Here is a 17163-nt window from a genome sequence, read left to right on the forward strand (position 1 = left end):
GGGGGTGTTGAGAGGAACCGGGGTGGATCAGCGTTGGACGGCGTCGCCGACGCCGTCCACGAGCTCGCGCAGGTCACCCCAGCTCGGCAGCGACTCCCAGTCGCCGTCGCTGCGGCAGGCGCTGGCTCCGCACGCGGCGGCCGTCAGCATGCGCTGCTCGAGGGGCGCCCCACGCGTGAGCTCGACGAGGTAGCCGGCCGCGAAGGCATCGCCGGCGCCGACCGTGTCGACGACGTCGACCGCGAAGGCGGGCACCTCGGCCTCGAGGTCGCCGTCGACGCCGGACGCGCCGTGCTCGCCGCGCTTGATGACGGCCTGCCGGGGACCGAGGGCCTGCAGGGCGCGGGCCTGCTCGATCGGGGATGCCTCGCCGACGAGCATGGCGGCCTCGTCGTCTCCGGCGAAGACGATGTCGCTGAGCGCGGCGAGCTCGCGGTAGCGGGGAGCCGCGGCCTCGGCCGACCACAGCTTGCTGCGGTGGTTGACGTCGAACGACACGATCACGCCGTGTTCGCGAGCGAGGCGGACGGCGCTGAGCACCGTCTCGGCGGCGCTGTCGCTGAGGGCGAGGCTGATGCCCGTGACGTGCAGGACCTGGGCGCCCACAATGGCCTCGCTTGGGACGTCGGCCGGCGTGATGCGGCTGCCGGCGAGTCCGCCGCGGTAGTAGGTGACGCGGCTGCGGCCCGGACGGGGCCGGTCCTTGAGCATGATTGCGGTCGGTGCATCCGCGTCGACCGTCTCGTGCAGCTGCACCTGTTCGGCCCTGAGGGCGCGGAGGATGCGCCTGCCGACGGCGTCATCGCCGACCCGGCCGATCCACGCGGCCTCGACGCCGAGTCTGGCGGCGGCGATCGCGACGTTGCTCTCTGCACCGCCGAAGCTCATCTCGGCGTCGGACTGCAGGTCGAAGCCGCCGGCCCGGCGCGCGATCACCAGCCCGAGCGCCTCCCCGATCGTGACGATGGCGCTCACGTGCGGCCGACCTTGGCGGCGCTCACGCGGGTCGCGATGTCGGCCGCCGCGCGGGCTGCCTCGGCGACCGCGTCTGCACCCTGGTCGAGCAGCTTCGAGCTGCCGAGCCAGCTTCCGCTCGCGGCGAAGACCGCCGGGTGCTCGAGGTGCTCGGCGAGGTTGGCGATGCTGATGCCGCCGCTCGGCATGAACGTGATGCCGCGGAACACGGAGGCATACGTGGTGAGCAAGGACAGCCCGCCGAAGTTGCCCGCCGGGAAGAGCTTGAGCTGCGACAGCCCGAGGTCGCGGGCCGCCGTGATGTCGCTCGGCGTGAGCGTTCCCGGGAGGATCGGAACGTCTGCGTGCTGCGCGACTCGGACGACCTCCGCCGACAGTCCGGGCGAGACGAGGAACTGCGCCCCCGCATCCAGCGCCTGCTTGGCCTGCTCGGTGTCGAGCACGGTGCCAGCACCCACGATGAGGTCGGGGCGCCCCGCGATGTGGCGCAGTGCATCCAGTGCCCCGTCGCCGCGCAGTGCGATCTCGACGATGCCGATGCCGCCCGCGACGAGACCGTCGGCGAGCGCCTCGGCCTGCGCCTGCGTGCTCGGCGTTGAGAGGGGAACGACGGAGTGGCCCTCGAACAGGGCGCTCATCGTGCGAGCCATCCGCCGTCGACGGGGAGGACGACGCCCGTGACATAGGCAGCGGCCGGGCTCGCGAGGAACACGGCGGCACCGCCGAGGTCTTCTGCCTCGCCCCAGCGACCCGCGGGGATGCGCTCGAGGATGGACCGCGAGCGGTCGCTGTCTTCGCGCAGCGCCTCGGTGTTGTCGGTCGCGATGTAGCCGGGGGCGATCGCGTTGACGGTCACGCCGCGGGATGCCCACTCGTTGCTGAGGGCGTGGACGAGGCCCGCGATGGCCGACTTCGACGCCGTGTACCCGGGCACGTTGATGCCGCCCTGGAAGCTGAGCAGGCTGGCGGTGAAGATGATGCGCCCGTTGCCGCGTTCGACCATTGCCGCGCCAACGATCTGGCTGAGCACGAACTGGCTCGAGAGGTTCACCTGGATGACCTCGTCCCACCAGTCGAGGGAGTGCTCGGCGGCGGGCGCGCGGCGGATGGTGCCTGCGTTGTTGACGAGGATGTCGGCGTGCTTCACGGATGCGCCGAACTGCTCGACGGCGGCACGGTCGGTGAAGTCGACGCCGTGGCCCTCGAAGCTGCGGCCGAGCGAGCGGACACGCGCCCCGACTTCGCCGCCGTCGGCTTCCTGCTGGGAGGACGCGGCGATGATGTCCGCCCCCGCCTCAGCGAGTGCCGTGGCGATGCCGAGGCCGATGCCGCGGCGGGCGCCGGTGACGACCGCGGTCTTTCCAGTGAGGTCGAAGCTGGTCATAGCGACCCTTTCGCGTGAGGCCAGGTCCACCTGGCGGAACTCGGTTTCATTCACCTACTATAGACGTGCCACGAACGAATCACGAGAGGAACTCCCTTGTCCCAGCAGTACCGCCCGGGTCGCCCGGAAGACATCCCCACCCTCGACCAGCAGGCACTCCGTGACCGCTACCTCGTCGAGCAGCTCCTCACGCCAGGTGAGATCCGCGTCGTCGCGACGCACTTCGACCGCGTCGTCACCGTCGGCGCCGTCCCCACCGACAGCCCCCTCACGCTTCAGACCGTCGACGAGCTTCGCAGCGAGAACTTCCTCGACCGCCGCGAGCTCGGCATCGTCAACACGGGCGGCGCCGGCGCCGTCGTCGCCGACGGCGAGCGCTACGAGCTCGCGAAGACCGCCGTGCTCTACCTCGGCCGCGGCACCGTCGACGTCACCTTCGAGAGCAACGACGCCGCCGACCCCGCCAAGTTCTACGGCTTCAGCGCCCCCGCGCACACGCCCTACCCGAACACCCTCGTCACCCCCGAAGAGGGCACGATCCGCGAGCTCGGCGACCAGGTCACGTCGAACCGCCGCACGCTGCGCCAGTGCATCCACGAGAACGGCGTCAAGAGCTGCCAGATCGTCATGGGCGTCACGAGCCTCCACGCCGGCAGCATGTGGAACACCATGCCGGCGCACACCCACGACCGTCGCACCGAGGTGTACCACTACTTCGACCTCGAAGAGGACCAGCGGGTCGTGCACCTCATGGGCGACCCCAAGGAGACGCGCCACCTCATGGTCGCGAACGGCGACGTCGTGCTCTCCCCGAGCTGGTCGCTGCACTCGGGAGTAGGATCTTCCAGCTACTCGTTCGTGTGGGCGATGGCCGGCGAGAACCAGTCGTTCGACGACATGGACTCTGTCCCGATCACCGCGATGCGGTGACGACTCCAACAACGAGGGTGGTCAGGATGGACGACGCAGGCCAGTCGCCGACCCCGCCCGCGGGCGCAAGCGAGAAGACGCTGCTTGTGCTCGCGGCGGCCCTCGCGCATCCGCGCTTCACGGACATCGTCGCCGAAGCCGGACTCGCGAAGGCCACCGTCCACCGCATCCTGGGCACCCTCGTCGCGCAGCACTACCTCGGAGGCAACTCCGAGCAGGGCTACCGGGCCGGGCCCAACCTGCTCGCCCTCGCGGGCCGGGCGCTCGCGAGCGTCGACATCTCGCAGGTCGCGGGCCCCATCGTCGACGAGCTCGCCGCCTCCGTCGACTGCACCATCCACGTGGGCGTCGCGACGGAGAGCGAGATGGTCTACCTCATCCGCCGCGACTCGGCGAAGCCGTACCGCATGCGCTCGCGCGTCGGCCTCGGCGTGCCCCTGCACAGCTCCGGCATGGGCAAGGTCGTGCTCGCCGACTGGGCGCCCGAGCGAGTGGATGCGCTTGCGGAGCGCGTCGGCCTGCCCCGGCGCACCGACCTCACGATCACCGACCTCGGCCTGCTGCACGAGGAGCTCGCCCGCGTCCGCGAGCGCGGCTACTCGACGGACCTGGGCGAGAACGAGACGGGCACCGTGTGCGTCTCGGCACCCATCCGCGACCACACCGGCGCCGTGACGCACGGCCTCTCGGTGTCCTCGATCGAGCTCGAGTACCCGGGCCTCAGCATCGAAGCCCTCGCGCCTGCCGCGATCGCGGCCGCCGACCGCATCTCCCGCGAGCTCGGCGCCCCCGCGGCGTAGGGCGAGCTGCCGACTCTCGGAGACACCCGCCGCTGCTGCCTGACCAACTTCAGTGCTCAGACGGCCGTTTCCCGCCGCTCGAAGCCGAAACCGGCCGGATCAGCACTGAAGTTGGTCCGAGGTGGGGGCGGTAATGGCGGCCGAGGCGGTGGCCGAGGCGGCGAAGTGGCGGAGCGTCACACCATCGCCCCCATCCGGCACCCCTGACCAACTTCAGTGCTCAGACGGCCATTTCCCGCCGCTCCAGGCCAAAACCGGCCGAATCGTCACTGAAGTTGGTCAGCGGCGGCGGAGCTACCGAGCGGCGCCGATGAAAGGGGCCCGAGGCGTCACAACGACACCCCGGGCCCCGCCGTTTTCCGGTCAGCCGCGGGCGTTCGACTCGCTGGAGGAGCCTCTGCGGTCCGAGGTCCCCTCAGCTGAGTCCGCAGCCGGCCCGCCAACCGCGAACTCCGTCTTGCGGTCGATGCTGTCGGAAGCCAGCTCCAGGTTGCTCTCCCCCTCGGCGCGAGCTTCGGCGTCCTCCTCGCCGTCGAGGCTCATGAGGTGCTCGACGTCGACGTCGTTGGGGTTGTCGAGCACTTCCTGCAGTCGATCGCGGTCGAGCGCCTTCGTCCAGCGGGCGATGACGAGTGTGCCGATGCCGTTGCCGGTGAGGTTCGTGAGGGCACGGCCCTCCGACATGAACCGGTCGATGCCGACAATGAGCGCGAGCCCCACCATGGGGATGATGTGGTCGAACGCGGCGATGGATGCGGCGAGGGTCACGAGTCCAGCGCCGGAGACGCCCGCTGCTCCGTTCGAGGAGATGAGCATGAACGCGAGGAGTGCGATCTGGGTGCCGATGGGCACGTCCACTCCGAACGCCTGCGCGATGAAGATGGCGCCCATGGACATGTAGATGGCGGTGCCGTCGAGGTTGAACGAGTAGCCGGTGGGGATGGTGAGGCCGACGACGTGCTTGGGCACGCCGGCCGCCTCGAGCTTCGTCATCATGCGGGGCAGCACCGTCTCGGAGGAGGAGGTGCCGAGCACGATGAGCAGCTCGTCCTTGATGTAGCGGAGGTACTTGAAGATGCTGAAGCCAGCCCAGTGGCAGATGGGGCCGAGCACCAGGAAGACGAAGATGAGGCAGGTGAGCCAGAAGGAGCCCATGAAGAAGGCGAGGTTGCCGAGGATCTCGGCGCCGTGCTTGCCGATCGTGAAGGCGATGCCGCCGAAGGCGCCGATGGGGGCGACCCACATGACGATCTTGATGATGCCGAACATGACCTTCGCGAGCGAGTCCATGGCGCGCACGACCTTCTCGCCACGCTTGCCGAGCATGGCGATCGCGATGGCGGTCAGGATGGCGAGCAGCAGCACCTGGAGGAGCTGGCCATCGACGAACGCCGACATGAACGAGGTGGGGATGAGGCCGAGGATGAAGCCGGGCAGGCCCTCTCCCCCGGCGTCGCCCGCGTCGGCGATGGTTGCGTCGGCGGCGGATCCGTCGAAGCTCGCGACGTCGTAGTTCAGGCCGGCGCCCGGCTGGAACACGTTGATGGCGATGAGGCCGAGGCCCAGGGCGACGACGGTGGTGATGTTGAAGTAGACGGCGGTGCGCAGGGCGAGGCCGCCCGCTTTCGCGAGGTTGCCGAGGCCCGCGATGCCGACGACGACGGTCGCGAAGATGGTCGGCGCGATGACGACCTTGACCAGGTTGATGAAGAGCGTCGCGAGCCAGCGCAGCTCGGAGGCGAAGGCCGGGAAGATCAGGCCGACGGCGACGCCGAGCGCGATGCCGACCAGCACCCACACGTAGAGGTGGTGCCAGAACGGCTTCTTCTTCTTGGCGGGAGGGGTGCTGCCTGCTGCCCGGCTTGGTGAGCTCGGGGTGGTCTTGACCGCTTTGCCCTTGTCGGGGCTCGAGTCGTGTGTCACGGTGTTCTCCTTTGAACTCCAGCGTGTGCGTCATCGGTGACGGCTCGTCTTCCAAGGGTGGGCGCCCACAAGCCAGGAGCCCAGGGGCTCGGCGCATCCTTAAGGTGTTCTTGACATTCGGTCGCGGATGCCCGCTTGTTAGGCTCGAACCGTGGCGTTTGCACCGTGGATGTCGTCGGTTGAGCTGCCAGCAGGCGGCGTCACGCGGCGAGCGCTCCTGGGAGGCGCGGCGGCCACGCTGTCTTCGCTTGCGCTCGCGGCGTGCGCCTCGCCGAAGCCTTCCGGGCAGGTGCTGACGCTCGCGACCGGCCCAGAGGGGGCGGTGTTCCGGGAGATCGGGGCGGCCTACGCCGACGCGGTGAACGCCTCGTGGCCGGCCGGCGAGATGCTGGTGCGCGACACCGCATCATCGCTCGAGAACGCGCAGCTGCTGAGCTCGGGCGAGGTGGATGCGGCGCTCATCAACGTCGATGTCGCTGCGGAGTTCGAGGGCGAGATCGTAGCGCTTGCGCGTGTCTTCGATTCGGTGCTGCACCTCGTGGTTCCGGAGGACTCGGACATCACCGACCTGCGGGGCCTGCATGGCAAGACCATCGCGGGGGGACTCGAGCTGTCTGGCACCCGCTTCACGACGTCGGCGATCCTGGACGAGTTGGGCGTCGAGGCGGACTACGTGAGCCTTTCGCAGGCCGATTCCGTGGCGGCGCTCGCGGGCGGCGCGGTCGAGGCGGCGGCGAGCCTCACGGGCATGCCCACCCCTGCGATCAGCGAGATCGGCGCCGGGCAGCGGGTGCGCTTCATCGACCTCGGCGCGAACGCGGAGCATCTCATCGACCGCTTCTCGCTCGTGTACTTCCCGGTCACGATCCCGTCGACGATGTACGAGGGCCTGCAGGCGGCGACGACGCTCGCGGTGCCGACGGTGCTCGCGGTGAGGCCTGGCATGGCGGATTCGGTGGCCGAGTTCCTCACCGCCTGCCTGTTCGAGAACTCGGATGCGTTGTCGCACGTGCGCCCTGAGGCGGGACAGATCAACCCTCGGACGGGCGCGGGGACGACTCCCATCGCGCTGCATCCCGGGGCCGCCGGCTGGTTCACGGCGAACAAGCCATAGGGGCCACTCGAAGGGCGACAGGCCGGCTACTCCTCGCCGGCCAGGGGCACCGCAGCTTCGACGCGGAGGCCGCCGCCGGGCGCATCCGCGAGCGTCAGCCCGCCCCCGATATCTCGCAGGGCTTGCGCGACGATGCTCAGGCCGAGGCCGGTTCCCGGCAGGTTGCTGGTGCGGGGTGAGCGCCAGAAGCGCTGCGTGGCATGCTCGCGGTCGTCAGATGCGAGCCCGATGCCGTTGTCGTCGACCGTGACCACGTAGCTGCGCGAGCCGATGTCCGGCCTGCCAGCGACGCGCACCTCGGTGCCGCCGGAGAGCTTGATGGCGTTGGTGACGAGCTCGCTCACGACGGCGTCGAGGCCGCCGGCCGGCTCCTGCACTTCCAGCGTCTCCCCCTGGAGGTGCACGGTCTGCACGGCGATGCCGGCTCGCGCTCCGGCTTCTGCCCACCGGAACGCCGCCCCGGCGAGCGCGTCGCCGATCGCCGAGATGCGCGGCGGCCGGCTCTGGAACTGGGTCGCGTCGAGCAGTCCCGCGACGGTGCCGGTCATGCGGTCGATGGTCTCGATGGCTTCGGCGTGCACCTCTCGGGCTTCGACGTCGTCGCGGAGGTACGGCTCGAGGTTCTCGACCGAGATGCGCGTGGAGGCGAGGGGCGTGCGCAGCTGATGCGACGCATCCGACACGAACTCCTGCTGCCTCGTGACGGTCGCGGAGACGGTGCCGACCATGGAGTTGAAGGTGGAGGCGAGGAGCCGCAGTTCGCTCGGGCCCGCGTCGGTGCCGGCCTTCGCGTCGAGGTCGCCGCGCGCGACGGCGTCGACGGAGCGTTCGAGCTCCTGCACGGGGCGGAGGATCCACCGAGACATGGGCCAGAGCAGCCAGAAGGCGACGGCGCCGGGAACGAGCAGCCCTGCGGCGAGGATGAGCCATTCGGTCAGGATCGTGGTGCGGGCCGTTTCGGTGGGCACGTCGAAGACGAGGGCGCCGACGACCTGCGAGTCGCGGCCGACAGGGGCGACGATCGTGAGCCGCTCGGGCCCCCACGGCCAGACGGTGGTGGTGATGTCTGGCGATTGCCCGGAGAGGGCGGCGTCGACGAGCGCGAGGTCTGCGTCGTCGACCGCGTAGGGCAGGCCTGCCGAGTGGATGATCTGCCCGTCGCGGTTGAGGAGCCAGGTGGGGGTGTCGAAGAGCTCGGCGTAGTCGTCGAGCTCGGCCTGGAGGCGAACGGGGTCGGTGCCGATGGCCGTGTAGGCGGCGGTCGAGAAGCGGGCGGCGTCGTTGAGGCGGTCGTTGGTGAGCTCCGCCGAGTGACGGTCGGCGATCGCGACGGCGGTGGGCACGGCGATCATGATGAGCAGCAGCACGAGCAGCGGGACGGCGCACAGCACGAGTCGCCGGTGCATCAGGTGGGCCCGTCCGGGTTGGCGGGTGCCGTCAGGCTGTAGCCGACGCCCCGGAGGGTGGTGATGGTGACGGTGTCGCCGAGCTTGCTGCGCAGTGTGGCCATGTGGGTGTCGAGCGAGCGGGTGCCGGTCTCGACGCTGCTCTCCCAGACGCGGTCGAGGAGGTCCTCGCGCGTCACCGGCTGTCCTGCCCGCGCCGCGAGGAGCCGGAGGATCTCGAACTCCTTCTGCGTGAGCGCCTGAGCGGTGGGGGTGGCGCCGTCGTCTGGGGTGATGGTCGCGGTGCGCGTCTCGGTGTCGAGGCGCAGCATCCCGACTTCGATGACGGAAGACTCGGGGATGCTCGTGGAGCGGCGCATCTCGCGGGTGCGCCGGGCGAGGCCTTCGATGCGGACGAGCAGCTCGGCGACGCTGAAGGGCTTGGTGACGTAGTCGTCGGCGCCGGCGCGGAGCCCCGCGATGCGGTCCTGCTCGCGGCCGTGCGCGCTGACGACGATGATGCCGACGGCCGGATGTTGGCGCAGCTTCGCGATGATCTGCGTGCCGAGCCCGTCGGGGAGGGACATGTCGACGAGTGCCAGCTCGGGCACTTCGTCGCGGATGCAGGCGAGGGCTTCTGCGACGTCGGCGGCCCGCGTGACGCGATGTCCGGCGTGCTTGAGAGCGCGGCTCAGCCCCCTTGCCAACTGGTCGTCGTCTTCGCAGAGCAGCACGCGCATGGGGTCGAGTTTATTTGACGCGTCTCTCGGGGGTCGGTGGCACTCTCCGGGCCACTGGCCTCGTGAGCCAGAGCCAGCCGGTGAGGGCGAGCCCCCAGAGGAGGAAGAGCGGGTCCCAGAGGAGGGCGTGCCCGATCATGGCATCCCGGTCGTAGCCGCCTTCGGGCACGAGTACCCCGAGCAGCACGGCGCCGCTCGCGACGATGTTGACGAGCCCGTAGAGCACGATGCCGGGGCCGCCCACCCAGCAGATGGCGCGCCACACTCTCGGCCACGGCATCCGCTGCGCGTCGAGAGCGACGGGAATGAGGGCGGCGAGCAGCTTGACCAGCGCGACGGTGCCCAGCAGGAGGCCGGACTCCAGTGGTTCTCGCCTCGAGAACTCGACGGCGATCGCCCCGATGGTCGACAGCAGCCAGGTTCCACCGAGCGCCCAGGAGGCGCTGAAGGCGGCGTGCACGACGCCGATGACGGCAGCGGCCAGCACGAGGATGCGTGCGGCGTTGCGCGAGCGGCGGGTGCGGGCGCGGGTGTCTTCGCGCATCCGCGCCCCTACTCCCCCAGTGTCTGGCCGGGCTGGTCCTCCAGGTAGACGAGCCCGTTGCCGTCTGGGTCTTCGAACGAGAACATGGGTGCAACGCTCTCCCAGCGCAGCACTTCGGCGTTGTGGAGCTCGACGCCGCTGGCCTTGATCCGGTCGTGCGCCTCTTGCGCGTCGGTGGTGCCGAGGCGCACGGCGATGGGGATCTCGCTGTCGTGCGGGAGCAGGACGATGCCGACGCTCGAGCCAGGCGGGAGCACCTCGACGTAGCGGGCGCCTGGCCATGCTTCGACGTCCATGACGAGCTCGCAGCCGAGCACGTCCGTATAGAAGGCGAGCGCCGCGTCCACATCGGAGACGGGAACCGAGACGCTGAGCACGCGTGTTGTCTTTGCCATGGGTCAAGTCCACCTCGGGGTGAACGACGACGCCAGTGGTTGCCATGGATGCGCAGGAAGTTCGGTGGGGCGGACCGGCCGCCCTCGAGTCGATCAGCGGTAGACGAAACCCGCAGGTCGCCGCCCCCGACATCTGGTGGATGCTCCGGGCGCGGCGGGCCTGCGGGCCTCGTGTTCTCGCCGTCTGCTAGCTGTTCGTCTTCGCGGAGCGCTTCCGCACGACGAGTGCGGTCAGACCGGTCCCGAGCAGCGCGAATGCGGCGAGGATGCCAGCGCCGACGTTCTCGGCGCCGGTTGTCGCGAGCGCGTCCGAGCCGTTATCGGCGTTGCCGCCGCCAGCGACCGGTGCGGTCGTCGACGTGGCGGAGACGGAGGGCGTGGTCGTCGCCGAAGCGGTAGGCGCCGCAGTCGCGGACGCGGTGGGCTCCGTGGTGGCGGTGGGCGCCACCGTCGGGGCTGGGGTCACGGTGGGCTCGGCGGTGCCCGGCGTACTGGGCTCGGGTTGCTCGGCTCCTGCGTCGACGAGGCTGATGTTCCCGTCGGCGTCGACCTCGACCTGAGCTGCCATGGCGGCGGCCAGGTTGAGGCGCTGCCAGCTGCCTTCTGCGCCCTCATCGAGCGGGTAGCCGGAGTCGAGCGCGGTGAGCTCGAGCACCTGGCGGCGCTGCTCGGGCGTGAGGTCGGGGTGGCTCGTGATGAGCAGCGACTCGGCGTTCGCGGGGATCGTCACGGCTTCCCCGGCGGGCGCGATCTGCGGGAAGTCGTACGACATGCGCTGCTCGTAGAGCGCGAGGGCGTCGTCCTCGGAGAGGTACGGGGTGTCGGCTTCGATGCAGTCGGCGAGGGCGGCGCCGCATCCGGCCTCGAGCACGCCGCGCAGCTCGGCCTCGGCCTCGGCGAAGAGCTCGCGGAACGCGGGGTCGCTCATGCGGCGCTCGACGATGTGCTGTCCCATCATGCGTCCGCTCATCACGTCGAGCGGGTAGTGCGCTGCCATGACGATGCGGTTGTTCCCGGCTTCGGAGGTGCGCGCGAGGATCTGCGGGGCGAGCTCTGGCAGCATCATCGAGAGCGACGTGCCCTGCCAGTACGCCTGCGAGGTGTGACCGCTGGGGTAGGCGCCGCTCGTGGAGTCCCAGGCGTCGCCGCCCTCCTTGTCGCGGTATTGGAGCAGCTCGGGGAAGCGGATGTAGGGGCGGTCGTAGTCGAAGTAGTTCTTCGACGGGTTCGACGAGGAGTAGTACCCGACGAGGCCGCCGCTCTTCGCGAGGAGTGCGTCGATCTTCGGGAGCTCGCCCGCGAGGCGCGCCTCGGTGTAGATCGCGCCGAGGTTCTCGCCGAGTCCGTCGGCCATGGAGACCGACATGTCGTCGTACTGGTCGACGATCGCGCGCTCGACCTGCTCGGGGGTGGCCGAGGTGTTGATGTCGACGGTCTGGCTGTCGTTGAGCGCGATGATGTCGGCGCGGTCGGTGACGAGCCAGGAGAACTGGTCCATGATCGGCACGTAGTCGTACTCGGCGTTCGACGGGTAGTCGTAGGCGAGCTGGTCGTCGGTGAACGGCTCGGCGGCGGATGCGGCCCCCGCGCCGAAGCCGGAGAGGAGCACCCCCAGCCCGGTCGTCACAGCGATGGTGGAAGCGAGGCGTCGTCGAGACGTCGTGATGCGCATGCGGGGTTCGGCCTAACGGTCGGGGGATGAACCCGGCGAGCGTAGAGGCCCGGGGAGATCACCCGATGTCCACTAGGTGACCGGCTAGTGAACGAGGTCGCGGAGATCGGCGAGAAGCAGAACGGGGACCCGGCGCGTCCTGCGCAGGGCCCCCGTCTGGTGGTCGTCTCGGTTCAGTCGGCGATCTGCGCCGCGAAGGACTGCAGCCAAGGGCGGAGCTCGGGGCCGAGCTTCGGGTCCTGGCTCGCGAGCTCGACGGTCGCCTTGATGTACTCGAGCTTGTTGCCGGTGTCGTAGCGGCGTCCGCTGTAGACGACGCCCACGACTCCGCCGAACGCCTCGGGGTCGCCGGCGAGCACCTCGAGGGCGTCGGTGAGCTGGATCTCCCCGCCGCGGCCGGGGGCTGTGCGCTCGAGGACCTCGAACACCTCGGGACGCAGCAGGTAGCGACCGATGACGGCGAGGTTCGAGGGTGCGTCTTCACGGGCTGGCTTCTCGACGAGCCCGGTCAGCTGGATCGTGTCGGGGCCGACGACGCCCTGTTCGCGCGGAATGCTCGTGTCGTAGGCGGCGACTCCATACGCGGAGATCTGGTCGAGGTCGATCTCCTGGAGCGCGACCACACTGGCGCCGGTCTGCTCGTGCACCTCGATCATGCGCTTGAGCAGGGACCCGCCGGAGGACATGATGTCGTCGCCGAGCAGCACGGCGAACGGCTCGTGGCCGATGTGCTGCTTGGCGCGCAGCACGGCGTGGCCGAGGCCGAGCGGGTCGCCCTGACGGAGGTAGTGCACATCGGCGAGGTTGGTCGCCGCGTTCACGCGGGCGAGCTTCTCGTGCTCACCGCGAGCCGCGAGGAGCGTCTCGAGTTCGGCCACGCGGTCGAAGTGGTTCTCGAGCGACGCCTTGTGTCTGCCGGTGATCATGAGCACGTCGGAGAGGCCGGCCTCGACAGCCTCCTCCACGACGTACTGGATCGCGGGGCGGTCGACGACGGGGAGCATCTCTTTCGGGATGGCCTTCGTGGCAGGCAGGAAGCGAGTCCCGAGGCCTGCCGCGGGGATGACAGCCTTGGTTATTGGTGCGCGCATGGAGCTAGCGTATTGGAATTCGGTATCCGGGAGGTTTCGCGACCCGGTCCGCGAGGTCTTGCGCGTTTCGCGGCAGGTCCACTACTTCTGCGACTTCGTGGGCATCCGCCGCCCCAGGAACAAGGCGGCCCCGAGGAGCAGGGCGCTCCCGGCGAGGAAGATCGGCCAAGGGCCGCCTCCGTCGGTTCCGGTCGTCGCGAGGCCTGTTCCGCTGTCCGTCGCTGCTGCAGTCGCCGCCGGCACGCCAGCGATCGATGATGCAGACGGAGATCCGGGGGCCGCTGGTTGGGTCGCGGATTCGGACGGCAGCGGATGCACGGTCGGCGTTGCCCACCAGGTGGGCTCGGGCACGGTTTCGCCGGGCACCGGTTCCGCGGACTGGGTGGGAGGAGCCGTCTCCGGCGGAGCCGAGGCGGTCGGCGCCTCGGTTGAAGTGGGCGTGGCGGTCGCTGTCGTCGTCTCCGTCGGGGCGGTCGTCTCCGTGGGGGCAGCCGTCTCGCCCGGAGGCGCCGTCTCCGTCGGAAGCGCCGTCTCCGTCGGAAGCGCCGTCTCCGTCGGAACAGCAGTCTCCGTCGGAAGCGTCGTCTCCGTCGGAAGCGTCGTCTCCGTTGGAACAGCAGTCCCCGTCGGAACCGCCGTCTCGGTCGGAACAGCAGTCCCCGTCGGAACCGGCGACTCGGTGGGGGCGGCCGTCTGGCACACCGCCGGCACCTCTGTCTCGCTGGGCGTCGGGGCAGCCGTGGGCGCCGGGGGCTCGGTGACCTCGTAGCCGAGGAAGGTGAAGGTGGGCAGGGACGCGAGGATGCAGTTGTCTTCCGCGTTCACGACGCTGATGTTGTAGTAGATGTCCCTGAAAGCGATGCCGGTGACCGTGTAGGTCCCGTCCGGGCCCGCGGGAGGCTCGAAGTGGGTGAAGGCGATGCTGGTGAACAGGCCGTCTGCGTCCTTCGTCCGGGGAATCGGACCACGGTTGGGCATCACGTACTCCTCGCCATCCGGACCTTCAAGGATGACAACCATGTCCTGGATCGCGCTGTCGTCTCGAGCCCGCCATTCGACGAGCACTTCCTGCTGGCCCCAGACGATCTGAGGCGAGAGGAACCTCGCGGTCACGAACTCGGGAGGCGAGTTGTCAGGCTCCCCGATGTAGGTCACGTTGAAGGACGGCAGCGAGGCGAGCATCGCATTATTCGCAGCGTCGATCACCCGCAAATTCCAGAACCCGTCGGTGAGCGCGGACCGCACAACCGCGTACTCGCTGATCCTCCAGGAGGGACGATCGACCGTGAAGGTGACGGTTCCAGCTACCGTGTCCCCGTCGACACTGTCTGGCGCAGAGGTCTCCGTCTGCTCGGACCCGTCGGGAGTGGAGACGGTGAAAGCGACACTCTTGACCCCGGCGGGGTCGCGCGCGGTGTAATCGATGGTGAACTGGTCACCGAGCACCAGGTCACCGGGTGGGTCCATTGACACGGACAGGAGCTCGGGGGCGTCCTTGTCACCACCGGTTCTGCCATCGACGTGCAGCCTCGGGACATTCGCGATGATGTCCCTGAAGTTGTCGTCATAGGCGAGCGAGTTGCCTTCGACATCCCTGAACCGGAAGAAGTCGACGTACCACGTGCGTGCGCCCCAAGTCGGCCCACCCACGACGAACGAGTCCGTTCCGGAGATGATGTCGCCAACCCGAGTCGTCGGCTCGGTGTCTTCACGGCCGACGATCTGCCAGTCCGGCTGGCCTCGCTTGGGGGTCACGGCTTTCAGGCTCACGTGAGAGGAGTCGATGTCGGCTTTGCTGCGGACGGTCCAGTTGAATCGGATCTCTTCGCCTCCCTTGACCTTGAGGGAGGACACGATCTCGAGGGAGAGCAGCTCGGGCTCCTCGCTGGCAGCCTGCGCCACGATGGCAGGCTCTGCCGCTGCGGGGGCTGCGGCGACGCCTCCGATGAGGAATCCGGCGAGCATCGCGCAGACAAGGGCGTGGAACTTCTTCATGAGTTCTCCGACGTCGACGGGGGTGTCAGGTCGATACTAGGTGACCGACCACTCCCCGAGACACCCCCGGAGCGTCACTGCAGCGATTCCGCGAGCACCCTCCCGAAGCTGGCCGAAGCGTCGTTCGTCAGGTGGGCCCCGTCGTAACGGAGCACGGTGTCGTCGATCAGCATCGGGCAGGAGCCATGCGAGCAGAACCAGTCGATGACGTCCACGTACCGCCCGCCGGCGGCGTCGACGGCCGACGCCTCGGCCTGGGCCTTCGCCAGGGTGCTTTCCTGGAGGCTGCTTGTGCAGGCGAGGGGTCCCGTCGCACGGGTCACGCATTCCTGCGGGTTCAGGCCAGCAGGTGGATTGCCTATGACGACGACCTGGGCTCCGGATGCAGCTGCTTCGGTCGTGAACGCCTCAACACCGAGCTGCCATTCGTCGAGCGCGGCATCCGCTCTCGCCCCCGAGGACAAGCCGGCGAGACTTGACTGCGCCGACGAGGTGAGCACGAGATCGGGGGCTTCCGCAGCGACGAAGTCGAGCATCCGCTGCTGTGCGGCGGCGCACTGCTCACCGCGTTCCCCACTGCCGACCGGGGCGAGTACCGCCGGGCATGCTGCGTAGCCGAAGCCGAGCACGCGCCATCCAGGAAGGGCCTGCTCCACAGCGGGGATCCAGGAGATCGCGACCGAATCGACCACCACCACCGCGGTGCGAGTCTCTCCCCCGGAAGCTGCTCGCTCACAGACGAGCGCCTCGGAGCTCGAGACGCTGTTGCGGCAGCCGACCTCCGTGTCCATCCCCGGAGTGGCAAGGGACTCGTCGAGTGACCCGAGGTCGATCTCCGGCCAGGTGTTCGTGCGCAACGACTCGTCGACACGGGCCGAGAGGGCCGCCGCGCTGTCCCAGCCCGGCGCGATCGTCGCCTCGGCCACCGACGCACCCGTGCTGCTGTCGCCTCCTGCGGCGACGAGCGAGTACGGGCCGCGCAGCTGGACTGCCGACATGCCGAGGACGAAGACCCCGACCGCAATCGCGCCGATGAGCTGCCTGCTGCGGCGCGCCGAGGTGTGCGACTTCAGCCAGGAGGAGTTGATGATCGGGAGCTCGATGAAGTGGTACGACAGGATCGAGAGCCCGAACATCATGAAGACCGCCGCGATGCCCATGACGACGCTGTTCGCCGAGTCGACGGAGTGCAGGAAGACGATCACGGGGAAATGCCAGAGGTACAGCGAGTACGAGATGCGTCCGATGTACCGGGCAACGGCGTTGTCGAGCAGCACGATTCCCCTCCCTTGAGCACCTCCAGCGAGGATCAGCAGGGAGCCCGCAACCGGGACCACGGCCCAGGGCCCGGGGAACGGCCATTCTGGCGTGATGACGAACGCGCCGACCACGATGAGGGTGACCCCCGCATAGGCCAGCAGACGGCCGACCCCGTGCGAGATCTTGGCGAAGGGAAGCAGGAGCGCCGCTATCGCCCCGAGACCCAGCTCCCAGACGCGTGAGATGGTGTCGAAGTAGGCGAACTCCGGCATGGCCCTGGACGAGTAGAGCGCCCAGGCGAAGGAGAGCGCCGTCGCCGCCACCATGAACCAGAGCAGTGGCCGCACGATCTTCCTGCCACGTTTCGTGGCGAGACTCGCGACCATCAGCAGCGCGATCGGCCAGACCACGTAGAACTGCTCCTCGACAGCCAGCGACCAGTAATGCTGCAGTGGAGACACTGGCCCGGTCGCCTGCAGGTAGTCGGTGCCGAGTCGCACGAAATGCCAGTTCGAGACGAAGAACAGCGCGGCGAGCGCATCCAGCACCGTCTGGTTCGCTCGCGTCGGGAACCAGACGAGGAAGGCGACCGCGACCGTGACCAGCAGCACGAGCGTCGCGACCGGCAGGATGCGCTTCACACGACGGATATAGAAGTGCTGGAAGGAGATGGACCCCGTCCGCTGGTATTCGCGGATGAGGATTCCGCTGATCAGGAAGCCGGAGAGCACGTAGAACACGTCAACGCCGATGAACCCGCCAACGGGACTGACCGTCAGATGATTCGCGACCACGAGGAGGACCGCGACAGCGCGGAGGCCATTGAGGTCACCGCGTCGAGTATGAGCGGTGGGAGGTGCGGTCATGAGGTCCTCGACCTGTCGACCACCACCTCGTGGGCGCGTGGCGCTCGACGAAGGCGACCGATCGGCGGCGCGTCCATGCAGGGGGTAGG

The 17163-nt window shown here is 69.1% G+C and carries 15 protein-coding genes; 3 read left to right on the forward strand and 12 right to left on the reverse strand.

All coding sequences use genetic code 11. From position 1 onward, the window contains the following. Positions 1-27: 27 nt before the first annotated feature. Genes C5E05_RS15495 through C5E05_RS15505 form a run of 3 tightly spaced genes read right to left on the reverse strand, consistent with a single transcriptional unit; the run spans position 28 to position 2359 of the window. The gene (locus tag C5E05_RS15495; protein ID WP_104342436.1) at positions 28-975 is read right to left on the reverse strand and encodes a sugar kinase; all 948 of its coding nucleotides are present in this window, start codon (positions 973-975) and stop codon (positions 28-30) included. Beyond that, positions 972-1613 carry a bifunctional 4-hydroxy-2-oxoglutarate aldolase/2-dehydro-3-deoxy-phosphogluconate aldolase gene (locus C5E05_RS15500; protein WP_219819556.1) on the reverse strand — a complete coding sequence of 214 codons (642 nt, stop codon included), beginning with the start codon at positions 1611-1613 and terminating at the stop codon, positions 972-974. The genes C5E05_RS15495 and C5E05_RS15500 overlap by 4 nt, the downstream gene beginning before the upstream one ends. Then, on the reverse strand, positions 1610-2359 hold the full coding sequence (locus tag C5E05_RS15505; RefSeq protein WP_104298226.1) for an SDR family oxidoreductase: 750 nt from the start codon (positions 2357-2359) through the stop codon (positions 1610-1612). The genes C5E05_RS15500 and C5E05_RS15505 overlap by 4 nt, the downstream gene beginning before the upstream one ends. 96 nt (positions 2360-2455) lie before the next feature. Between C5E05_RS15505 and kduI the strand changes: the two genes are divergently transcribed. After that, positions 2456-3289, forward strand: coding sequence for a 5-dehydro-4-deoxy-D-glucuronate isomerase (gene kduI / locus C5E05_RS15510; RefSeq protein ID WP_104342438.1), 834 nt, complete (start codon positions 2456-2458; stop codon positions 3287-3289). Positions 3290-3315: 26 nt separating this feature from the next. Continuing rightward, the gene (locus tag C5E05_RS15515) at positions 3316-4089 is read left to right on the forward strand and encodes an IclR family transcriptional regulator (protein WP_104240312.1); all 774 of its coding nucleotides are present in this window, start codon (positions 3316-3318) and stop codon (positions 4087-4089) included. Positions 4090-4452: 363 nt separating this feature from the next. On the opposite strand, the gene dctA is transcribed toward C5E05_RS15515, so the two are convergent. After that, positions 4453-6012 carry a C4-dicarboxylate transporter DctA gene (dctA, locus tag C5E05_RS15520; RefSeq protein WP_104342439.1) on the reverse strand — a complete coding sequence of 520 codons (1560 nt, stop codon included), beginning with the start codon at positions 6010-6012 and terminating at the stop codon, positions 4453-4455. A 151-nt stretch (positions 6013-6163) separates the two neighbouring features. Between dctA and C5E05_RS15525 the strand changes: the two genes are divergently transcribed. Continuing rightward, the gene (locus C5E05_RS15525; protein WP_146081144.1) at positions 6164-7126 is read left to right on the forward strand and encodes a TAXI family TRAP transporter solute-binding subunit; all 963 of its coding nucleotides are present in this window, start codon (positions 6164-6166) and stop codon (positions 7124-7126) included. Positions 7127-7152: 26 nt separating this feature from the next. Here C5E05_RS15525 and C5E05_RS15530 read toward each other — a convergent pair whose 3' ends face one another. The 8 genes from C5E05_RS15530 to C5E05_RS15565 all read right to left on the reverse strand — a co-directional run bounded on the left by C5E05_RS15530 (position 7153) and on the right by C5E05_RS15565 (position 17074). After that, complete coding sequence (locus C5E05_RS15530; RefSeq protein ID WP_104342441.1) at positions 7153-8532, reverse strand: HAMP domain-containing sensor histidine kinase; 1380 nt, start codon at positions 8530-8532, stop codon at positions 7153-7155. Further along, the gene (locus C5E05_RS15535) at positions 8532-9251 is read right to left on the reverse strand and encodes a response regulator transcription factor (RefSeq protein ID WP_104240302.1); all 720 of its coding nucleotides are present in this window, start codon (positions 9249-9251) and stop codon (positions 8532-8534) included. Before C5E05_RS15535 ends, C5E05_RS15530 begins: the two co-directional genes overlap by 1 nt. Before the next feature lie 10 nt (positions 9252-9261). Next, the gene (locus C5E05_RS15540) at positions 9262-9795 is read right to left on the reverse strand and encodes a DUF3995 domain-containing protein (protein ID WP_104342442.1); all 534 of its coding nucleotides are present in this window, start codon (positions 9793-9795) and stop codon (positions 9262-9264) included. Positions 9796-9803: 8 nt separating this feature from the next. After that, positions 9804-10190 (reverse strand): VOC family protein, encoded by a 387-nt coding sequence (locus tag C5E05_RS15545; protein ID WP_104305867.1) that lies wholly within the window; start codon positions 10188-10190, stop codon positions 9804-9806. A 187-nt stretch (positions 10191-10377) separates the two neighbouring features. Next, positions 10378-11862, reverse strand: coding sequence for a phosphatase PAP2 family protein (locus C5E05_RS15550; RefSeq protein ID WP_104342443.1), 1485 nt, complete (start codon positions 11860-11862; stop codon positions 10378-10380). 173 nt (positions 11863-12035) lie between these two features. Further along, entirely contained in the window at positions 12036-12953 is a 918-nt protein-coding gene (locus tag C5E05_RS15555) for a UTP--glucose-1-phosphate uridylyltransferase (protein ID WP_104330367.1), read from the reverse strand. 81 nt (positions 12954-13034) lie between these two features. Next, positions 13035-14948 carry a hypothetical protein gene (locus C5E05_RS15560; protein WP_104342444.1) on the reverse strand — a complete coding sequence of 638 codons (1914 nt, stop codon included), beginning with the start codon at positions 14946-14948 and terminating at the stop codon, positions 13035-13037. Between the two features lie 74 nt (positions 14949-15022). Further along, entirely contained in the window at positions 15023-17074 is a 2052-nt protein-coding gene (locus C5E05_RS15565) for an acyltransferase family protein (RefSeq protein WP_104342445.1), read from the reverse strand. Positions 17075-17163 lie beyond the last annotated feature (89 nt).

Source organism: Pseudoclavibacter sp. AY1H1 (genome assembly GCF_002931055.1).
In the GTDB taxonomy this organism is placed as follows: domain Bacteria; phylum Actinomycetota; class Actinomycetes; order Actinomycetales; family Microbacteriaceae; genus Pseudoclavibacter.

Excerpts from the sequence above, each read along its gene's own strand:
- C5E05_RS15555 (WP_104330367.1), bottom strand. The coding sequence starts at position 12,953 with ATGCGCGCACCAATAACCAAGGCTGTCATCCCCGCGGCAGGCCTCGGG.
- C5E05_RS15505 (WP_104298226.1), bottom strand. The coding sequence starts at position 2,359 with ATGACCAGCTTCGACCTCACTGGAAAGACCGCGGTCGTCACCGGCGCC.
- C5E05_RS15500 (WP_219819556.1), bottom strand. The coding sequence starts at position 1,613 with ATGAGCGCCCTGTTCGAGGGCCACTCCGTCGTTCCCCTCTCAACGCCG.
- C5E05_RS15560 (WP_104342444.1), bottom strand. The coding sequence starts at position 14,948 with ATGAAGAAGTTCCACGCCCTTGTCTGCGCGATGCTCGCCGGATTCCTC.
- C5E05_RS15550 (WP_104342443.1), bottom strand. The coding sequence starts at position 11,862 with ATGCGCATCACGACGTCTCGACGACGCCTCGCTTCCACCATCGCTGTG.
- C5E05_RS15535 (WP_104240302.1), bottom strand. The coding sequence starts at position 9,251 with ATGCGCGTGCTGCTCTGCGAAGACGACGACCAGTTGGCAAGGGGGCTG.
- C5E05_RS15530 (WP_104342441.1), bottom strand. The coding sequence starts at position 8,532 with ATGCACCGGCGACTCGTGCTGTGCGCCGTCCCGCTGCTCGTGCTGCTG.
- C5E05_RS15540 (WP_104342442.1), bottom strand. The coding sequence starts at position 9,795 with ATGCGCGAAGACACCCGCGCCCGCACCCGCCGCTCGCGCAACGCCGCA.
- C5E05_RS15515 (WP_104240312.1), top strand. The coding sequence starts at position 3,316 with ATGGACGACGCAGGCCAGTCGCCGACCCCGCCCGCGGGCGCAAGCGAG.
- C5E05_RS15545 (WP_104305867.1), bottom strand. The coding sequence starts at position 10,190 with ATGGCAAAGACAACACGCGTGCTCAGCGTCTCGGTTCCCGTCTCCGAT.
- C5E05_RS15565 (WP_104342445.1), bottom strand. The coding sequence starts at position 17,074 with ATGACCGCACCTCCCACCGCTCATACTCGACGCGGTGACCTCAATGGC.